The sequence below is a fragment of the Mumia zhuanghuii genome (genome assembly GCF_042681565.1).
Lineage (GTDB): Bacteria > Actinomycetota > Actinomycetes > Propionibacteriales > Nocardioidaceae > Mumia.
In genome coordinates this window covers 93,488-110,349 of record NZ_JBHUFT010000006.1, presented here as the reverse complement: position 1 = coordinate 110,349, position 16,862 = coordinate 93,488, and the positions used below count along the sequence as shown (strand labels likewise).

General features: G+C 71.2%; 13 protein-coding genes. 2 read left to right on the top strand and 11 right to left on the bottom strand.

Going from position 1 to position 16,862, the window contains the following annotated elements; genetic code table 11:
- Positions 1-10 precede the first annotated feature (10 nt).
- From ACFSDF_RS07810 to ACFSDF_RS07790, 5 genes are read right to left on the bottom strand one after another with little or no spacing between them, the layout of a single operon-like run.
- On the bottom strand, positions 11-2,158 hold the full coding sequence (locus ACFSDF_RS07810; RefSeq protein ID WP_377156980.1) for a hypothetical protein: 2,148 nt from the start codon (positions 2,156-2,158) through the stop codon (positions 11-13).
- Positions 2,155-3,306, bottom strand: a complete 1,152-nt coding sequence (locus ACFSDF_RS07805; protein ID WP_377156978.1) for a hypothetical protein — start codon at positions 3,304-3,306, stop codon at positions 2,155-2,157. The genes ACFSDF_RS07810 and ACFSDF_RS07805 overlap by 4 nt, the downstream gene beginning before the upstream one ends.
- Positions 3,303-4,103, bottom strand: coding sequence for a heme ABC transporter ATP-binding protein (locus tag ACFSDF_RS07800; RefSeq protein ID WP_167005291.1), 801 nt, complete (start codon positions 4,101-4,103; stop codon positions 3,303-3,305). Before ACFSDF_RS07800 ends, ACFSDF_RS07805 begins: the two co-directional genes overlap by 4 nt.
- Positions 4,100-5,170, bottom strand: coding sequence for a FecCD family ABC transporter permease (locus ACFSDF_RS07795; RefSeq protein WP_167005288.1), 1,071 nt, complete (start codon positions 5,168-5,170; stop codon positions 4,100-4,102). The genes ACFSDF_RS07800 and ACFSDF_RS07795 overlap by 4 nt, the downstream gene beginning before the upstream one ends.
- Positions 5,167-6,264 carry a heme/hemin ABC transporter substrate-binding protein gene (locus ACFSDF_RS07790; protein WP_377156975.1) on the bottom strand — a complete coding sequence of 366 codons (1,098 nt, stop codon included), beginning with the start codon at positions 6,262-6,264 and terminating at the stop codon, positions 5,167-5,169. Before ACFSDF_RS07790 ends, ACFSDF_RS07795 begins: the two co-directional genes overlap by 4 nt.
- A 220-nt stretch (positions 6,265-6,484) precedes the next feature.
- Between ACFSDF_RS07790 and ACFSDF_RS07785 the strand changes: the two genes are divergently transcribed.
- On the top strand, positions 6,485-7,135 hold the full coding sequence (locus ACFSDF_RS07785) for a biliverdin-producing heme oxygenase (RefSeq protein ID WP_167005281.1): 651 nt from the start codon (positions 6,485-6,487) through the stop codon (positions 7,133-7,135).
- A gap of 103 nt (positions 7,136-7,238) precedes the next feature.
- Positions 7,239-8,612 carry an NAD(P)H-quinone dehydrogenase gene (locus tag ACFSDF_RS07780; RefSeq protein ID WP_167005278.1) on the top strand — a complete coding sequence of 458 codons (1,374 nt, stop codon included), beginning with the start codon at positions 7,239-7,241 and terminating at the stop codon, positions 8,610-8,612.
- A gap of 89 nt (positions 8,613-8,701) precedes the next feature.
- Here ACFSDF_RS07780 and ACFSDF_RS07775 read toward each other — a convergent pair whose 3' ends face one another.
- The 6 genes from ACFSDF_RS07775 to ACFSDF_RS07750 form a co-directional block, all read right to left on the bottom strand.
- The gene (locus ACFSDF_RS07775; protein ID WP_167005275.1) at positions 8,702-9,619 is read right to left on the bottom strand and encodes a DUF559 domain-containing protein; all 918 of its coding nucleotides are present in this window, start codon (positions 9,617-9,619) and stop codon (positions 8,702-8,704) included.
- A gap of 155 nt (positions 9,620-9,774) precedes the next feature.
- On the bottom strand, positions 9,775-13,152 hold the full coding sequence (locus tag ACFSDF_RS07770; protein WP_377156969.1) for a pyruvate carboxylase: 3,378 nt from the start codon (positions 13,150-13,152) through the stop codon (positions 9,775-9,777).
- A 65-nt stretch (positions 13,153-13,217) separates the two neighbouring features.
- Entirely contained in the window at positions 13,218-13,628 is a 411-nt protein-coding gene (locus tag ACFSDF_RS07765; RefSeq protein ID WP_167005269.1) for a universal stress protein, read from the bottom strand.
- A gap of 48 nt (positions 13,629-13,676) precedes the next feature.
- Entirely contained in the window at positions 13,677-14,867 is a 1,191-nt protein-coding gene (locus tag ACFSDF_RS07760; RefSeq protein ID WP_377156966.1) for a hypothetical protein, read from the bottom strand.
- Positions 14,864-15,538, bottom strand: coding sequence for a hypothetical protein (locus ACFSDF_RS07755; RefSeq protein WP_167251696.1), 675 nt, complete (start codon positions 15,536-15,538; stop codon positions 14,864-14,866). The genes ACFSDF_RS07760 and ACFSDF_RS07755 overlap by 4 nt, the downstream gene beginning before the upstream one ends.
- Positions 15,535-16,857 carry a hypothetical protein gene (locus ACFSDF_RS07750; RefSeq protein WP_377156964.1) on the bottom strand — a complete coding sequence of 441 codons (1,323 nt, stop codon included), beginning with the start codon at positions 16,855-16,857 and terminating at the stop codon, positions 15,535-15,537. The genes ACFSDF_RS07755 and ACFSDF_RS07750 overlap by 4 nt, the downstream gene beginning before the upstream one ends.
- Positions 16,858-16,862 lie beyond the last annotated feature (5 nt).

Here is a 16,862-nt window from a genome sequence, read left to right as displayed (position 1 = left end):
GTGAGACAGATCAGGAGGCGCGTCGGGTCAATGCGCGCGAGCCGGCGGTGACGAGCAGCGCGCAGAGAGCCATGGCGCCGCCGGCCCACCAGGGCCAGGTCGAGGATGACCCTCCGAGGGGTTGGGCGACCGGGCGGATGCCTTTGGTGGTGCCGACGGGCACCGTCGGGCCGACGACCGTACGGGCGCCTGTCGCGGCCGGCGGCAGAGCTGCGGATCCGAACGGGGCGGCGAGCGTGCCGAGCCCCGAACCGGTGGAGCCGGTCGACGTCCCGGAGCCGGCGTCGTCCTCACCGCCGGTCGGGCCGCCCCCCTTCGGAGCGCTCGCGGGCTTGTCGGCGTCGTAGCTGAAGGTGATCGGCAGGGCCGACTTGAAGCGATCGGTGGAGGCGCCGCTGCTGTACCAGTACGAGGCCGTCCCGACCTTCTCCTGGAAGCGGACGAACGACGTCGGGAAAGCCCCCCAACCCGACGCGTCCCGGTTCTGAGCGACGGCGCCGCCCGGAGCCTCGTACCGGACACCGGTGAACCGCGGCGTCACCGTGAACCCGCGGGCGTTCGACAGGCCCCGGACCGAGGCGTCGGCGAGCCGGGCCGACGTCGGCAGCAGCGGCTTCCAGACGGAGGTGTCGTTGCGGTCGGAGGCGTACCCGCCGAGCGTGCCGTCGAGACGGGCTGCGCCCTTGCTGACCGTGAGCACCGGATCGGTGATCGTGAAGTAGGACATGCCGCTGTAGAGCAGCACCGTGAAGGTGCCCGTCCAGCGGATCATCGCCGTCTTCTTCGTCGGGTTCACCGTGCCGGTGCCGCCGTCGATGACGACCGTGTGATCGCTGAGGAGGCCGTTGGTGGTGGCGCCGAGGGGCTGACCGTTCGGCGTCGTGCGGAGGCCGTCCCAGGTCGCCAGGTGGTGGCCGCCGTTCGCCGTCTCCTTCTCGATCCGGACGTTGCCCGCGCGTGCCTTCCAGCTGCCCTCGGGCACCGTCTGGCCACCGCGACCGGGGTTGGGAACCGTGCCCGCCGAGAAGAAGTTGTACGTCCCCGGGGCGAATGCGGAGTTGCTCATCTCGCTGTTCAGGCCCCAGCGGAGCTGTGCGTCGGAGACCTTGAACGTCTTGGTCGCCTTGTCGTCTCCTGAAGGAGCCGGCGACGGTGCCGGGTTCTCGGGTGTCGGGGTGGTCGGTGTCGGGACCTGAGGATCGGGATCCTCCGGCACGCCAGGGTCCTGCGGATCCGTGTCGAGCACGTCGCCGAGCTCCCACGCGACGTGGACGGGCAGCGGCGGCTTGTTGGCATCGACCGCACCGCCCGAGGAGTACCAGTACGAGCCGGAGCCGGCACCGGCGAGCCACGCGACGAACGACGTCGGCCACGAGCCCCAGCCTGGCTTCGTGACGTTCTGGTCGACCGCGCCGTTGCGCACCCCTTCGTACGAGGGCGTCGCCGTGGTGCCGTCGGCGCCGAGCTGGACCTTCGGGAGCGTCGCGAGCGTGACCTTCTTCGCCGCCACGGGCTTCCACACCGACGGGTCGGCGAGGCTGGAGCCGAAGCCGCTGAGCGTTGCGGTGAGCACGCCCGTACCGTCCCGGTCGACGCTCAGTGCCGGGTCGGACACGGAGAAGAACGACATCCCTGAGTAGAAGACGACGGTGAAGGATCCCCGCCACGAGAGCGAGGCACGACCGGTGTCCGGATCGACCCAACCGGAGCCCTCGGACAGCACGATCTGGTGGTCGGTGAACGTGCCGCTGGTCGGCGAGGCGATCGGGGATCCGCTTGGGGAGGTCGTGAGCCCGCTCCATGTCGCGGGTGCGTACGAGCCCGAGGCGGTCTTCTTCTCCAGCGCGACGTTGCCCGACGAGGCCTTCCAGCCCGCAGGCTTCCCGTTCGACCACGAGTCGGAGGAGATGATCGTCTGGCCGCCCTTGCCGGGGTCAGAGATCGTGCCTGCGGACATGAAGTTGAAGGATCCGGGAGCGAACGCCCTGTTGTTCACCTCGTTCGAGAGGCCCCAGCGCAGGGTGGCGCCGGTGACCTCGCGGGCGGTGGTCTGGCTCGCGCCGTCGGCGCCGTCAGCGCCGTCAGCGGCGGCCGGGACGAGCGGGGTGGCGAGGGCGACGAGAGCGATCGAGGCGGCCACGGCCAGACGGCGGGTCATCGGACCGCCTCCGCGGGATCGGTCGACGGTGCCTGTGCTGTCGACGACGCCTGGGTCGCCTGGGCGCGACGCGCGCGCCGTACGCGCAGGACCGCGCCGACGACGGCGGCGAGCAGGAGGACGCCGGCGACCGCGAGGAAGACCCAGGCGGCAGTCGTCGGGCCCTCGTCAGCTGCCTCGGCGGCCGTCGCGTCCACGACCGGCGGCGCCGCCGCGATCGCGAAGGTGACCTCCGGGACGGCTCCGCTGGCCGCGCCGGTCAGCCGCAGGACGTGCGTGCCGGGCTCGATCGTCGCCGGGAGCTGGAGGACGCCGGCGACCTCGCCGGACTGGCCCGCGGCGAGCGGACCGACCGCGGCGACCCCGTCGTCGAGCGTCGCGACGACCTGCTCGCCGGGCTGGAACGACGTGCCGGTGAAGGTGAGGACACGGCCGACGACGGCGGTGGCGCGATCGACGGCGACCGCCGCCGTGCCCGTACGCGCGGGCGCGGTCGGGGTGGCGACGGTCGGAGCGGCGTCGGCCGGCGTCGCGGCGCCCGCCGACGGCTGGGTCACCGTGCTCCCGGACGAGGCCGCGAAGCGTACGGGGGTGAAGGTCTCGTTGCGGGGGCTCTTGATGCCGTGGGCGCCGATCGTGAGGACACCGCACGTGACTTCGGTGCAGTCCACCTCGACGGCCTTGCCGGAGCGGTCGACCGACGAGAAGCGTGCGCCCGGCACGCTGAGCGTCGTCGTGAACCCGCCCGAGGCGCTGAGGGTGCCGTTCGCCGACGACGCCGTGTCCGAGCCGGGGAAGGCGAGGAAGCGCTGGTGGCCGGCGTTGTCGGCGGACTCGCTGTCCGGCACGTAGCGGTAGTCGTCGCCGGTCGCACCGCCCTGCGACGGTTTCCAGGAGTCGCCCGTCGGGTCGGAGACCCAGCCGAACGCGACATAGATGCCGCCGGCGCCGCCCTCGATCGACTGGAACCCGCGACCCTTGACGGTCAACGTGGTCGCGCCGTCGGTGGCGGCGGTCGCCTTGCCTCCGGAGCTGGTGACGGTGATCCGGGCGGCGGCGTGGGCGGGCGCCGCGGTGAGCGCGACCATCGGGCCTGCCAGCGCGAGCGCGGTGGCGCCGGCGAGGCCACGGCGGAGCAGCGGGTTCATCGGACGACCTCCTCGACGGGGGTACGGAGCGGCGTGACGATCAGGTCGCCCGTCCGCGGGTGGGTGAAGACGTCGACCGGGTGGCCGTACACGTCGCTGAGCAGGTCCGGACGCAGCACGTCGGCCGGAGGTCCGTCGGCGCGGACCTGGCCGCCGGCGAGGATGCAGACGCGGTCGGCGTACGCGGCCGCGAGCGACAAGTCGTGCAGCACGGCGACGACCGAGTGGCCCTCGCGTGCGAGTCGGCGCGCCTCGGTGAGCAGGGCTTCCTGGTGGGCGATGTCGAGCGCGGCGGTCGGCTCGTCGAGCAGCACGATCGGCGCCTCTTGGGCCATCACCCGTGCGAACGAGGTACGGCCCTTCTCGCCGCCGGAGAGCGTGGGGAACTTGCGTGTTGACAGCCGCTCGACGTCCGTACGGCGCATCGCGTCGGCGACCACCGCGTCGTCCGAGTCGGACTCGTCACGCCCGTGCCACGGTGCGCGGCCCATCGCGACGACCTCGGCGACGGTGAAGGGGAACGACAGCCGGTGCTCCTGCAGGAGGACCGAGCGGCGCCGCGACAGCTCTCCGGCGCGGCGCGACCCGAGGGGCTCGCCGTCGAGGAGCACCTTGCCCTGCGACAGCGCCACGTCGCCCGCGAGGACGCCGAGGAGTGTCGACTTCCCCGCGCCGTTGGGGCCCACGAGCACGAGCAGCTCGCTCGGGTGCACGTCGAGGTCGACCTCGCGCAGGATCGTGGCCGGCCCGTACGAGACGGAGCCGCCGAGGACCTGCAGCGTGGCGCGCGCGGTCATGCCCAGCCTCCCGAGGTACGACGGGTGCGGCGCAGCAGCCAGAAGAACATCGGGCCTCCGATGAGCGACGTCAGCATCCCGATCGGCAGCTCGGCGTAGGGGACGGCGGTGCGGGCGACGAGGTCGGCGGCGAGCAGCAGAACCGCGCCGCCGAGGACGCTGGCCGGCAGGAGCAGCCGGTGGCCGGGACCGACGACCATGCGCATGAGGTGCGGGACGACCAGGCCGACGAAGGCGATGATCCCGCAGAACGCCACGGCCGCCGCGGTGAGCAACGCGACCAGGGTGATCGCCCCGATGCGCAGGCGCTCGACGTCGACTCCGACGTGGCGCGCCGCGCGGTCGCCGAGGGCGAGCAGGTCAAGCTTGCGGCTGAGCAGGAACGCCCCGGCGATGCCGATGACGGCGAGCGGTGCGACCACGCCCACGTACTCCCAGCGGGTGCCGTTGAGGCTGCCGAGCTGCCAGAACACGATCTCCTCGCGTGCCTGCGTGTCGGCGAGGAACATCATCAGCGCGAGCAGGGCTCCGGTGACCGCGTTGACCGCGATGCCCGTGAGTACGAGGGTGACGACCTCGGTACGGCCGTCGGAGCGCGACAGCAGGTAGACCGCGACCGTGGTGATGAGGCCGCCGACGAAGGCGAGCGCCGGCACCGTCCACGTACCGAGTGCGGTGAAGCCGAAGACCATCGCGCAGGCAGCGGCGACCGCCGCACCCGAGGAGACTCCGATCACGCCCGGCTCGGCGAGAGGGTTGCCGAACACGCCCTGCATGAGCGCCCCGGCCGCCGACAGCGCTGCGCCGACGAGGATCGCCATCGCGACCCTCGGGAAACGGATGCTCCACAGCGCGGCATCGCCTTGCGGGTGGGCGGGCATCGGTCCGACGTCGATCCCGAGCCGGTGCAGGAACGAGCCGAGCACCTCCGCGGGCGGGATCGCGAGCTGGCCGGTCCCTGCCGAGACCAGCGCGAGCACGACGAGCGCGACCGCGAGGCCGGCGAAGAGGATGACAGTCGCGCTGAGGCGGAACCGGGCCGAGATCGTCGGGTCGACGGTGGTCATTGCAGCGACTCCGGGGCGTACATCGCGACGGCGAGTGCGTTGATCACGTCGGCGCTGCGCGGCCCGAAGCTGAGGATCTGGCTGTCCGGCATCGTGAGGAAGCGACGGTTCTTGCCGGCGGGTGTGTTGGCCAGCGACGGGTAGCGCTCGAGCAGCCCGTCGACGCCGCCGGCGGACTCCAGGCCCTTGGTCATCATGATGATGGTGTCCGGCTGGGCGGCGACGATGCCCTCGTCGTTGAGCGGTTTCATGCCCTTCCAGCCGATCTCCGCGGAGACGTCGTACGCTCCTGTGGCCGAGATCAGCGCGTCGGCCCCGGAGTCCTCGCCGAACATGTAGTAGACGCCGCTCTGCCCCCGTACGTACAGGAAGATCGTGCGGAGCTTGTCCTGGACGGCGCTCGGCGCCTTCTGGTCGACGACGGTGCGCACGGCGGCGACCTCGTCGGCGGTCCGCTTGGCGAGCGCCTTGCCGGCCTCGGGCACGCCGAGCGGCGAGGCGACCTGGGCGATCAGCGCGGCGATGTTGTCGAGGTTGCGCTTGCTGTCGACGACGACGACCGGGACACCGGCGTCGCGGACCTGCTCGATGACGTCCCACGGGCCGAGCGAGGTGTCGGTGATGATCAGGTCGGGGGAGAGGTCGAGGATCGCCTCGCCGTTGAGCTCGTGACCGTTGTGGGTCACGAGCGGGAGATCCTTGGCCTGGGTGAACTGCGTCGAGACGTCGCGTCCGACGAGTGTGTCGCCGAGACCCAGCTCGTACACGATCTGCGACAGCGTGCCGTACTGGTCGAGCGCGAGGACGCGGTCTGCGGACTTCACCGCGACGCGTGTGCCCTGGCTGTCCTTGACCGTGACGGGGAGTGTCCGGGTCGGATCGGTGGTGACCGGCTCGGGCTCGTCGGCACCGAGGTCGACACTGATCTCGCCGGTCAGGTCCTTGGGCGACGCCGAGACCTCGACGTCGGCGAGGGAGGGGATGGTGGTGATCGCGTCGATCGCGCCCGCCTCGCCGTCGACCCCGGTGGCGCAGCCCGAGAGGAGTGCGCCGGCGCACAGGAGCGAGACGAGCGAGAGAAGGCGGCGACGCACGGGGGCACTCCGATCTGACCACGAGGCTGCCTCTGAATGAGGCTCACCTAACCTCGCTGGTATCCAGCATAGGTAAGCCTTGCCTGGCTGTGATCTCCGGGGTTAAAGTGACGCATCGTCAGGTTGGTTCTGACGCGATGTCCTATCGATTCTGACGGTGTGTCATATTATTGGGACTGCTCGACGACCGTCCCTCGAACGCCCCGTGGAGGCCCTCCCCATGACCGTCACCGCCGCACCCGAGACTCTTGCGCAGGACGCGCTCTCGACGTTGATGCGTGAGGGGTCGCGCGCCGAGCACACGTCCGCGGAGAGCTCGACGTTCATGAGCGAGCTTCTCGAGGGCCGCTCGTCCGTCGAGGCCTACACGGTGTTCCTGCGCCAGCTCGCTTCGGTGTACGACGCCCTGGAGACCGTTGGTCTCGATCTGGCCGGTGATCCGGTCGCCGCTGCAGTCGTCGACGAGGCGCTGATGCGTGCCGACGCGATCGACGCCGATCTGCGTGTGCTGGCCGGTGACTCGTGGCGCGACCTGCCGGTCGGCCCGGCCGCCACCGCCTATGCCGAGCGGATCGCGGCGACCCGCGACGACGCCGTGCTCTATCTCGCGCACCACTACACGCGCTACCTCGGTGACCTCTCGGGCGGGCAGGCGATCGGGCGCATCCTGCAGCGGGAGTACGGCCTGGTCGAGGGTGGCGTGTCGTTTTACGACTTCCCGGAGATCCCGAAGCCGAAGCGCTTCAAGGACGGCTACCGCGCGAACCTCGACGCGCTCCCGTTCGACTCCGCGACCAAGCAGCGCGTCGTCGACGAGGTCAAGGTCGCGTTCGCGCTCAACGAGGCGTTGTTCGCGGAGATGTCCGCCTGACCTTCGCCGGTCTCCCGACCCCCGCTGTGGCGTACGCGACAGCGGGGGTCGTCCGTACCCGGCCGCGACGTGCCCGACGTCCCGGGTGCGAGACAATGACCACGTGAATCGTGTCGTGATCGTCGGTGGTGGACCTGGTGGGTACGAGGCTGCGCTAGTCGCGGCACAGCTCGGGGCGGAGGTCACCGTCGTCGAGCGCGACGGGCTCGGCGGCTCGACCGTCCTCACCGACTGCGTCCCCAGCAAGACGCTGATCGCCACGTCCGACCTCATGACCGACGTGTCCGGTTCCAGCGAGCTCGGCATCCGTACGACGTCCGCGTCGGTCGTCGATCTGCGCCAGGTCAACCAGCGCGTCAAGCGGCTGGCCGTGGCCCAGTCCGACGACATCCGCCGCCGGATCGAGCGCGAGAACGTCCAGGTGATCGCCGGAACCGCTCGGCTGGACGGGCCCGAGACGGTGGTTGTCGAGCGTGCCGACGGTGGGACGGAGGAGCTGTCGTCCCAGATCGTCCTGCTCGCCACGGGCGCGCACCCGCGTGTGGTCGACACGGCGATCCCCGACGGGGAGCGCATCCTCACGTGGGAGCAGGTCTACGAGCTCGACGAGCTGCCGGAGCACCTGATCGTCGTCGGGTCCGGTGTGACGGGCGCGGAGTTCGCCGGGGCGTACAAGGCGCTCGGCTGCGACGTGACGCTGGTCTCGAGCCGTGATCGCGTGCTCCCCGGCGAGGACCCGGACGCCGCAGTCGTGCTCGAGGAGGTCTTTACGCGTCGCGGGATGAACGTCCTGTCGCGCTCGCGGATGGAGTCGGTGGAGCGCAAGGGCGACCGCGTCCTCGTACGACTCACCGACGGGCGCGAGGTCGAGGGCTCGCACTGCCTTCTCGCGCTCGGCTCGATCCCCAACAGCGAGGGGCTCGGGCTGGACACGGCCGGAGTCACGGTCGACTCCGGCGGGTTCATCCAGGTCGATCGCGTGTCGCGGACGTCGGTGCGCGGTGTGTATGCGGCCGGTGACTGCACCGGTGTCCTGATGCTGGCCTCGGTCGCGGCGATGCAGGGGCGGATCGCGATGGCGCACGCGCTCGGCGACGCGGTCCACCCGCTGCGCCTGCGCACGGTCGTGAGCAACGTCTTCACCGCTCCCGAGATCGCGACCGTCGGCGTGACCCAGAAGGAGGTCGACGCGGGCGAGATCGACGCGGAGGCGGTGACGCTGCGGCTGTCGGGCAACCCGCGGGCCAAGATGCAGGGCGTGCGCGACGGTTTCGTGAAGCTCTTCTGCCGCGCCGGCGGTGGCGCGGTGATCGGCGGCGTCGTCGTCGCACCGAGGGCCTCCGAGCTCATCCACTCGGTGTCGCTCGCGGTCTCGACGGGACTCACGACCGACCAGGTCGCGAACGCGTTCACGGTCTATCCGTCGATGAGCGGGTCCGTCGCCGAGGCCGCCCGCCGCCTCCACCAGCCCCGCTGAGGCCCCGTCCGCGATTCGGGCAGTTCTCCACCCATCCGGCGGATCAGTTCGGTGCGGAACTGCCCGAATCGGGGACGGGACATCGGGTGTCACACGAACCAGCGGGTCCACATGGCGTTGAAGTGCGGGCGCGGTCCTTCGTATCCGTTGTCGCGGAGTGCTCCGTAGACGCGCCATACGATCGCCTTCTTGTTGGTGAGGTCGTCCTCGAGGACCACGATCACGGTCCAGCCGAGTCGCTCGAGTGCCTCGCGCCTCGTACGGTCGCGTGCGCGCTGCTTCTTGGAGCGTTCGTGCCACGCGCCGTCGTACTCGACGATCACGCGGTAGTCCCAGTAGACAAGGTCGCAGCGTGCGACGAACCGGCCGAGGTTGTCGAGGATGTCGGGGTTCGGGTTGGGCTCGGGGAGACGGGCGAAGACGAGCATGAGCCGTACGAGGGTCTCCATCGGCGACTCGACACCTTCGCGGACGTAGGTGAAGGCGCGCCGTGCGCGGACGACCCCGTCGATGTGGGTCGCTCCGACGTACGTCGAGAGCTCCGCGAGCGTGGTGTGGCCGGCGTGGATCAGATGTTCGGCGGCCTGGACGAGCTCGACAGCGTTGAGGATCGTGGCGCAGTCGACGTATGTCCGGTCAGGCCCCGTGCACGCGAGGAACTGGCGTACGTACGCGCGCAGTCGGCCGCGGCGGCGGTGGAGGCGGATCTCGTCGCGTCGGATGCGCGCCACGGTGTTGGTCGAGAAGTGGAGCGGAAGCAGCGAGCGCAGCTCGAGGCCCCAGAGACGCAATGCGGTCAGGTGGCTCGCGACGGCGTCGTCCGGGAGCAGGAGCAGTGCGGCACGGATCCAGACGACGAGTGTGAGCCTCGTCCCGGCGGTGACGTATGCGCCACGGAACAGTCGTACGAAACGGTTCCCGTCGAGCTGGCGTCGTGACACTCCGACGGACTTGGCGTCGCGCGGGGTGAACGGACGTTCGAAGAGCAATGCGGGGATGGCTTTCACGCATGCAGGGTGGGTCCGTTCGCGCGGTGCCGACGCCGCTCTCCACAGCCCCGCCCGTCCCGTCCCCGATTCGGGCGGATTTCCACCGTCTTCCCTGGACGAAAGAGTGGCGAAGTGCCCGAATCGGGGACGGGACGGGGCGGGGGCGGGGCGGGCTAGCCGAGGACGAGGAGGAGGTCGCCGCCCTCGGACTGGCGCGGGCCTTCGATCAGGAGCCGCGAGACCGTGCCGCCGTTCGGCGACGTGATCGAGGCCTCCATCTTCATCGCCTCGATCGTCGCGACCTGCTGTCCGGGCTCGACCGTGTCGCCGACGGCCACGGAGGGCGTGACCACCCCGTCGAACGGCACCGCGACGTGCAGCGGGTCGGACGGATCAGCCTTCTCCGCAGTCACGACGTCGCTGGCCACTGAACGGTCGCGCACCATGACCGGACGCAGCTGCCCGTTGAGCGTGCACAGCACGTTGCGCAGACCGCGCGCATCGGCGTCGGAGATCGCCTCGAGCCCGAGGATCAGCGTCTTGCCCTCCTCGAGCCTCACCTCGACGTCGGCGTCGGAGCGCAGTCCGTACCAGAACGCGTCGGTCGGCAGCACCGACACGTTGCCGTACTCCCCGCGTGCGTGCTCGAAGTCGCGCGTCGGCCCTGGGAACAGCAGCCGGTTGAGCGTCGGCCGCGGATCCGCCGCGAGCCCCGCGCGGTCCTCCGCGCCCAGCTCGGTCTCGCCGATCTTGACCGTACGGCCTTCGAGCGCGCGGGTACGGAACGGCTCGGGCCATCCGCCGGGCGGGTCGCCGAGCTCGCCGGCGAGGAAGCCGATCACCGAGTCCGGGATGTCGTACGCCTGTGGGTTCTCGGCGAACTCCGCGGGATCAGCGCCGACCGCGACGAGGTGCAGCGCGAGGTCGCCGACGACCTTGGACGACGGCGTGACCTTCACGATGTCGCCGAGGATGTCGTTCGCGGCGGCGTACATGTCCTCGATCTGCTCGAACCGGTCGCCGAGCCCGAGCGCGATCGCCTGCTGCCGCAGGTTGGACAGCTGCCCGCCCGGGATCTCGTGGCGGTAGACGCGCCCGGTCGGCGACGGCAGTCCGGCCTCGAACGGCGCGTACAGCTTGCGGACGGCCTCCCAGTACGGCTCGAGGTCGTTGACGGCGCGCAGCGACAGCCCGGTCGTCCGATCGGTGTGGTCGGTGCTCGCCACCAGCGCGGACATCGGCGGCTGCGAAGTCGTGCCCGACAGCGACGCCGAAGCGGTGTCGACCGCGTCCACACCGGCGTCGATCGCCGCGAGCAGCGTGGCGAGCTGACCGCCGGCGGTGTCGTGGGTGTGCAGGTGGACCGGGAGGTCGAAGCGCTCGCGCAGCGCCGTGACGAGACGCGCGGCCGCGGGAGCGCGCAACAGCCCGGCCATGTCCTTGATCGCGAGCACGTGCGCGCCCGCGTCGACGATCCGCTCGGCGAGCCGCAGGTAGTAGTCGAGCGTGTAGATCGGCTCGTCCGGGTTCATCAGATCGCCGGTGTAGCAGAGCGCGACCTCGGCGACGGCCGTCCCGGTCGCGCGCACGGCCTCGATCGCCGGCCGCATCTGCGCGACGTCGTTGAGCGCGTCGAAGATGCGGAACACGTCGATGCCCGTCGCGGCCGCCTCCGTGACGAAAGCGTCGGTGACCTCGGTCGGGTACGGGGTGTAGCCGACCGTGTTGCGGCCGCGCAGCAGCATCTGCAGGCAGACGTTCGGGATCGCCGCGCGCAGCTCGGCGAGCCGCTTCCACGGGTCCTCCTTGAGGAAACGCAGCGCCACGTCGTACGTCGCGCCGCCCCACGCCTCGATCGACCACAGCTGTGGCGTGGACCGCGCGACGACGGGCGCCGCGGCGAGCAGGTCGTACGTGCGCACGCGGGTCGCGAGCAGCGACTGATGGGCGTCGCGGAACGTCGTGTCGGTGACGGCGACCTGCGTCTGCTCGCGCAGCGCCCGCGCGAACGCCTCGGGCCCGACCTCGAGGAGCTGCTGGCGCGTGCCCGAGGGTGCGGCTGCGCCGAGGTCGACGGCGGGCAGCTTCTCGCGCGGGTCGAGCACGTCCGGCGAGACGCCGTGCGGACGGTTGACGGTCACGTCGGCGAGGTAGGCGAGCAGCTTCGTGCCGCGGTCGGCCGACGGCGCGCCCTCGAGGAGCTCGGGGTGCCGGTCGATGAACGACGTCGTGACGCCGCCGGCGACGAACTCCTCGTCGTTCAGCACCGCCTGCAGGAACGTGAGATTGGTCGTGACGCCACGGATCCGGAACTCGGCGATCGCGCGCCGCGCTCGCTCCACGGCCGCCTCGAAGTCGCGACCGCGACAGGTGAGCTTGGTGAGCAGCGAGTCGAAGTACGCGCCGATCTCAGCCCCCGCGTACGTGGTGCCGCCGTCGAGGCGGACGCCGGCGCCGCCGGGGGAGCGGTACGTGGTGATCCGGCCGGTGTCGGGCCGGAACCCGTTGGCCGGGTCCTCGGTCGTGATCCGGCACTGCATCGCCGCACCTCGTACGGTGATCGCGTCCTGGCGCAGCCCGAGGTCGGTGAGGGTCTCGCCGGACGCGATCCGCAGCTGTGCCTGGACGAGATCGACGTCGGTCACCTCCTCGGTGACGGTGTGCTCGACCTGGATCCGCGGGTTCATCTCGATGAAGACGTACGACCCGTCGGGCGCCAGCAGGAACTCCACCGTCCCGGCGCAGGTGTAGCCGATCGCGCGCGCGAACGCGACGGCGTCGGCGCACATGCGCGCGCGGATCTCCGGGTCGAGCCGCGGCGCGGGCGCGATCTCGATGACCTTCTGGTGGCGCCTCTGGACCGAGCAGTCGCGTTCGTACAGGTGCACGACGTCGCCGGTCGCGTCCGCGAGGATCTGCACCTCGATGTGGCGCGGGTCGACGACGGCCTGCTCGATGAAGCACGTCGGGTCGCCGAACGCGCCCTCCGCCTCGCGCATCGCGGCCTCCACCGCGTCGCGCAGCTGCGTCGGGTCGTCGACGCGCCGCATCCCACGGCCTCCGCCGCCGGCGACGGCCTTGACGAACAGCGGGTACGGGAGGGCGTCCGCGGCGGCGACGAGCGTGGCGGCGTCGCGGCTCGGCGGCACCGACGCGAGGACCGGGACGCCCGCCGCGCGGGCAGCCTCGATCGCCCGGGCCTTGTTGCCCGTCAGGCGCAGGACCTCCTCGGACGGCCCGACGAACGTGATGCCGGCCTCGGCGCAGGCGCTCGCGAGGGCGGGGTTCTCGGACAGGAACCCGTAGCCGGGATAGACGGCGTCGGCACCGGCGCGGACGGCGGTGGCGACGATCTCCTCGGGGTCGAGGTAGGCGCGGACCGGATGGCCGACCTCGCCGATCTGATAAGCCTCGTCCGCCTTCAGACGGTGCTCGGAGCCGCGGTCCTCGTACGGGAACACGGCGACGGTGCGCGCGCCGAGCTCGTACGCAGCGCGGAAGGCACGGATCGCGATCTCGCCTCGGTTGGCGACGACGACCTTGCGGAACATGGGGAAACTCCGATCGGGAGCGCGTCAGGTCCGGTCGGTCGCCTCCTTGGTGGGACGACCGGACCTCACCGTAACGGGTGCTGTCCCGGCTTCGCCGCGAAGACCGGCAGCTGGGCATCGAGCAGCAGCTGCTGGGCGACGCTCCCCATGATGAGCTTGCCCACTGCCGACCGGTGGCGGATACCGATGACGAGCAGGTCGGCGTTCTCCTCGGCCGCGGTCTCGAGCACGAGCTCGGCGACACCGGCCCCCACAGGCTGGCGGACATCGTGCTCGCGCAACCCCTCCGACCCGAGCCGGTGCTGGAGCTGCTCGAGGTCGTATCCGGAGACGACGTCGTGGTGCTCGTGGAACTGGGAGTCCTTCGCCACGTTGATCACCACGAGACGTGCGTCGCGGTCGCGCGCCCACGCGATCGCGTGCTCCAACGCAACCTCGCCGTACTCGTCAGGGGTGTAGGCCACAGCGATCGTCATGGGGAGCACGATGGCACAGCGGCGGTGTCACGTCGCGTCGGCGCGCGGTCAGCGGCGCGTACGGTGCAGCTGCGTGACGAGGTCCGGCTCGAGCGCGCCGTAGCCGGTCGACGCCCAGGGCTCGACGCCCGAGTCGAAGTAGTGCACGGGCCTGCCGTCACGCACGACGTCGAGGATGTCGGGGCGGCGGTGGGCCTTGAGATCGCGTCGGCACTGCGTGCAGAGCGGGACGACCACCTTGCCGCTGTCGGTGGTCAGGGGCGTCATGGCGGCGGCGGTGCCGTGGAGCGGATGGAGATAGCAGGGACGCGCCGGAGCGTACGGCCTGCCTGCAGAGGCCGCCTCGAGCGCGTCGCGGCCCCGTCCCACCAGGACCAGCGCGCCGACGACGTCCAGGACGTCGGGGCGCGCGGACTCGCCCCGTACGCGCTTGGCAGCGTCGTAGTGGTCCAGCGCCGCCTGCCACGCCGCGGTGTCGCCGGCGAGGTCCGTCTCGTCGATCGCCTCGCCGAGTGCGAGCAGCTCGCGGTCCGCGCGGGCGATCAGCGCGCTGTCGTGAGCATCGCGGACGCGTTCGACGACCGAGGCAGGGAGGGTGAACGCCTTCGTGCGGTTCGGGATGTCGCCACGCTCCCTCTTGAAGCGTCGCCACGACAGGGCGAGCCAGACGGCCACGACGACGAACGCGACCGCCAGCGACGCCCCGACGATCACGCCGGTGCTGCCGCCGTCGTCGTACGAGGTCGAGGAGGTCGACTGCGAGGACTCGCGCCTGGCGGCGGCCGCCTCCTCGAAAGCCGCGTAACCCTCGGCGACAGTCCCGTCCGCCATCATCTGCGTCGCGGCGACGAGCTGGTCGCCGAGGTTGTCCGGCTCCTTGTGGCCGGCTGCGTAGCCGGCCTGGGAGACGCCGTAGTCGTCGGTGTCGGTGTCCCACGACTTGCCCCCGATGCGGACCTCGCCGAACTTCGTGTCGGTCGCGAGGTAGATCCCGGGCTGCGGGTCATGGTCGTGCAGCGTGGCGACGAGGTCGTCGACGCCGCCGTTGAACTCGTCGTCGTAGTTGAGCGGGTACGCGATGACGAAGACCGGCTCGTCGATCCGCGCGACGTTCGCCTGGATCTGGCTCACGTGCTCCGGCGTGACCTTGGAGGCCAGCGAGGGGTGGACGTACACGCCGGAGTCCGTCAGCGCGGCCCAGATGGCGTCAAGGTCGGCACGCGAGGATTCTGTGGTCATGCGGTGCTCCGGAAGAAGTCGCGCCAGCGTCCTGGCAGGAGGAACGAGGCGCCGCCGAGGGCGCGGACGGTGCCGAGCAGCAGCATGAGTGCCGCGTAGCCGCCGGACACCATGAGCAGACCGGCGGTGAATCCACCGCCGGGACCTCCCCAGTAGTCGAAGCGCTCGAACGGCCTGATCTCGTTGCCGTCGACCGAGTCGACGTAGCGCATCAGCGCGGCCTCGGTCTTGCCCGCCATGTCCGTCTCGGCCATGTCGTCGAGCTGGCCGCCGCGTGTCTTCTCGTCGGCGTACAGGCTCTCGCCGTCCCACACGAGGTACGACCCGTCGACCGCGACGCCGTCGAGGAGATACTCCTGGAGGTCGGCGTCGAGGTAGTAGCCGGCCTGGCCCTTGCCTGCGAGCGCGATGAACGCCGCCGGCTCCGACGCCGCTGCTGCGGCAGCAACGCGTGCCTGCTCCTCGGGCGTGAGGAGGCCCTGCAGCTCCGGAGCGACGTACAGGTGGCTCTCGGTCAGCGCGGCGACGGCGTCCGTCGCCCGATCACCTGGACGCGGCAGGGGTCCGTCGGAGTCGGGGTGCCTGCCCTCGTAGACCTGGACGGCGAGGACGGCAGCGCTCGCTGCCACGGCAGTGACGACGACAGCACCGATCGTGCGCACCCACGTCATCGGCCGGCCCCTGCAGACTCGGCGGTCACGGTAGCCCACAGCTCACCGTCGAGGGCGCCGTAGCCGGAGCGCGCCCACACGGACTTCTCCTCGTAGTACGGCTTGGGTCGGCGCGACGGGTACGCGAACACCAGCGCGTCGGGGAGCTTGCCGTGCTTCGCAGCGTTGGCGCACTGCCGGCATGCCGGGACGACGACGGCGCCCCTCCCAGGGACTTCGAGCGAGGTGTCCGCACGGCCGTGGAGAGGGTTGAAGAAGCAGGTGACGTAACGACCGCGGTCGTTCTTGCGACCGTCGCGGTCGAGCTCGTACAGCCCGGAGCGGGCGAGCACGAGCGCTCCGACGGCGTCGCGCAGCTGGCGCCCGTACGCACGGGGGGCCCGGGGCTCGACGAGCGGATCGAGACCGCGCAGCACGGCCTCGGCAGCCCCGAGATATCCCGTCGCGGTGTCGGCGTACGACGACGAGCGTGCGTTGGCCAGCGCCTCCGCGAGACGCGTGGTCTCGCTGTTCGCTCTCACGACGAGGTCGCCAAGGTCGAGGTCGGACACGGTCAGCGGAGGAGTCTTCGCCTTTGCCGGGTCGCGGCGCGCGGTCGTCCACAGGAGGGCGCGCAGACCGACGAGCAGGACCCCCAGCCCGGCGACCGTCGCGATGACGGCTCGGCCTCCGGGTGTGGCGGCGTCGTAGTCGCGGGGGAGCGAGTCCGGCCGCACTGCCCACGGCGCGCTCGCGATCTCCCTGAGCGTGGAGTCGTCGATCCCCCAGGGATCTCCGCCCGCCGCGATCGTCGCAACGATCTGGGCCTCGGCGACATCGGCGAGCCCCTTGTCGGAGTCCACCATCGGGTGGGCCTTCTCGAGAGCGTCGTACCGGGCACCGGAGAGCCCGAGAGCGTCGGGCGCCCCCCACGCCTCGAGCGCGAGCACCTCGCTCGGCATCCCGACGATGAAGATGCCGTCTCCGACACGCGAGTGGAGGCGGATCGCGAGATCCTTCGACGCGGCGCTCGCCGAGAGTCCGCCGGGCTTGGTCACCAGGGCCACGTACACCGGGACGTCGGCGTCGGCGATCGCGTCGCTGATCCGTTCCTCCGCGCCCGCAGCGTCGCCGTTGCCGAGGACCTGCTGGACGAGGACCGGGTCCTCCTTCAAGGCTGCAGCGATCTCGTCGACCGTACGGGCGGCATCGCGCGATGACGCAGGCTCTGCGGAGGCGAGGGCGGGGGAGGGGATGAGCACGACGCCGAGCACGAGCACGGCACCCGCCGTCCGCACAGCCTCCCGTGCGACGCGTCGCCGCGCCGCGTCCCCCCGCACCGCGG

What these genes read in the sequence shown, in the direction of transcription:
- ACFSDF_RS07810 (WP_377156980.1), bottom strand. Translation starts at nt 2,158, where the DNA reads ATGACCCGCCGTCTGGCCGTGGCCGCCTCGATCGCTCTCGTCGCCCTC.
- ACFSDF_RS07805 (WP_377156978.1), bottom strand. Translation starts at nt 3,306, where the DNA reads ATGAACCCGCTGCTCCGCCGTGGCCTCGCCGGCGCCACCGCGCTCGCG.
- ACFSDF_RS07800 (WP_167005291.1), bottom strand. Translation starts at nt 4,103, where the DNA reads ATGACCGCGCGCGCCACGCTGCAGGTCCTCGGCGGCTCCGTCTCGTAC.
- ACFSDF_RS07795 (WP_167005288.1), bottom strand. Translation starts at nt 5,170, where the DNA reads ATGACCACCGTCGACCCGACGATCTCGGCCCGGTTCCGCCTCAGCGCG.
- ACFSDF_RS07785 (WP_167005281.1), top strand. Translation starts at nt 6,485, where the DNA reads ATGACCGTCACCGCCGCACCCGAGACTCTTGCGCAGGACGCGCTCTCG.
- ACFSDF_RS07770 (WP_377156969.1), bottom strand. Translation starts at nt 13,152, where the DNA reads ATGTTCCGCAAGGTCGTCGTCGCCAACCGAGGCGAGATCGCGATCCGT.
- ACFSDF_RS07765 (WP_167005269.1), bottom strand. Translation starts at nt 13,628, where the DNA reads ATGACGATCGCTGTGGCCTACACCCCTGACGAGTACGGCGAGGTTGCG.
- ACFSDF_RS07760 (WP_377156966.1), bottom strand. Translation starts at nt 14,867, where the DNA reads ATGACCACAGAATCCTCGCGTGCCGACCTTGACGCCATCTGGGCCGCG.
- ACFSDF_RS07755 (WP_167251696.1), bottom strand. Translation starts at nt 15,538, where the DNA reads ATGACGTGGGTGCGCACGATCGGTGCTGTCGTCGTCACTGCCGTGGCA.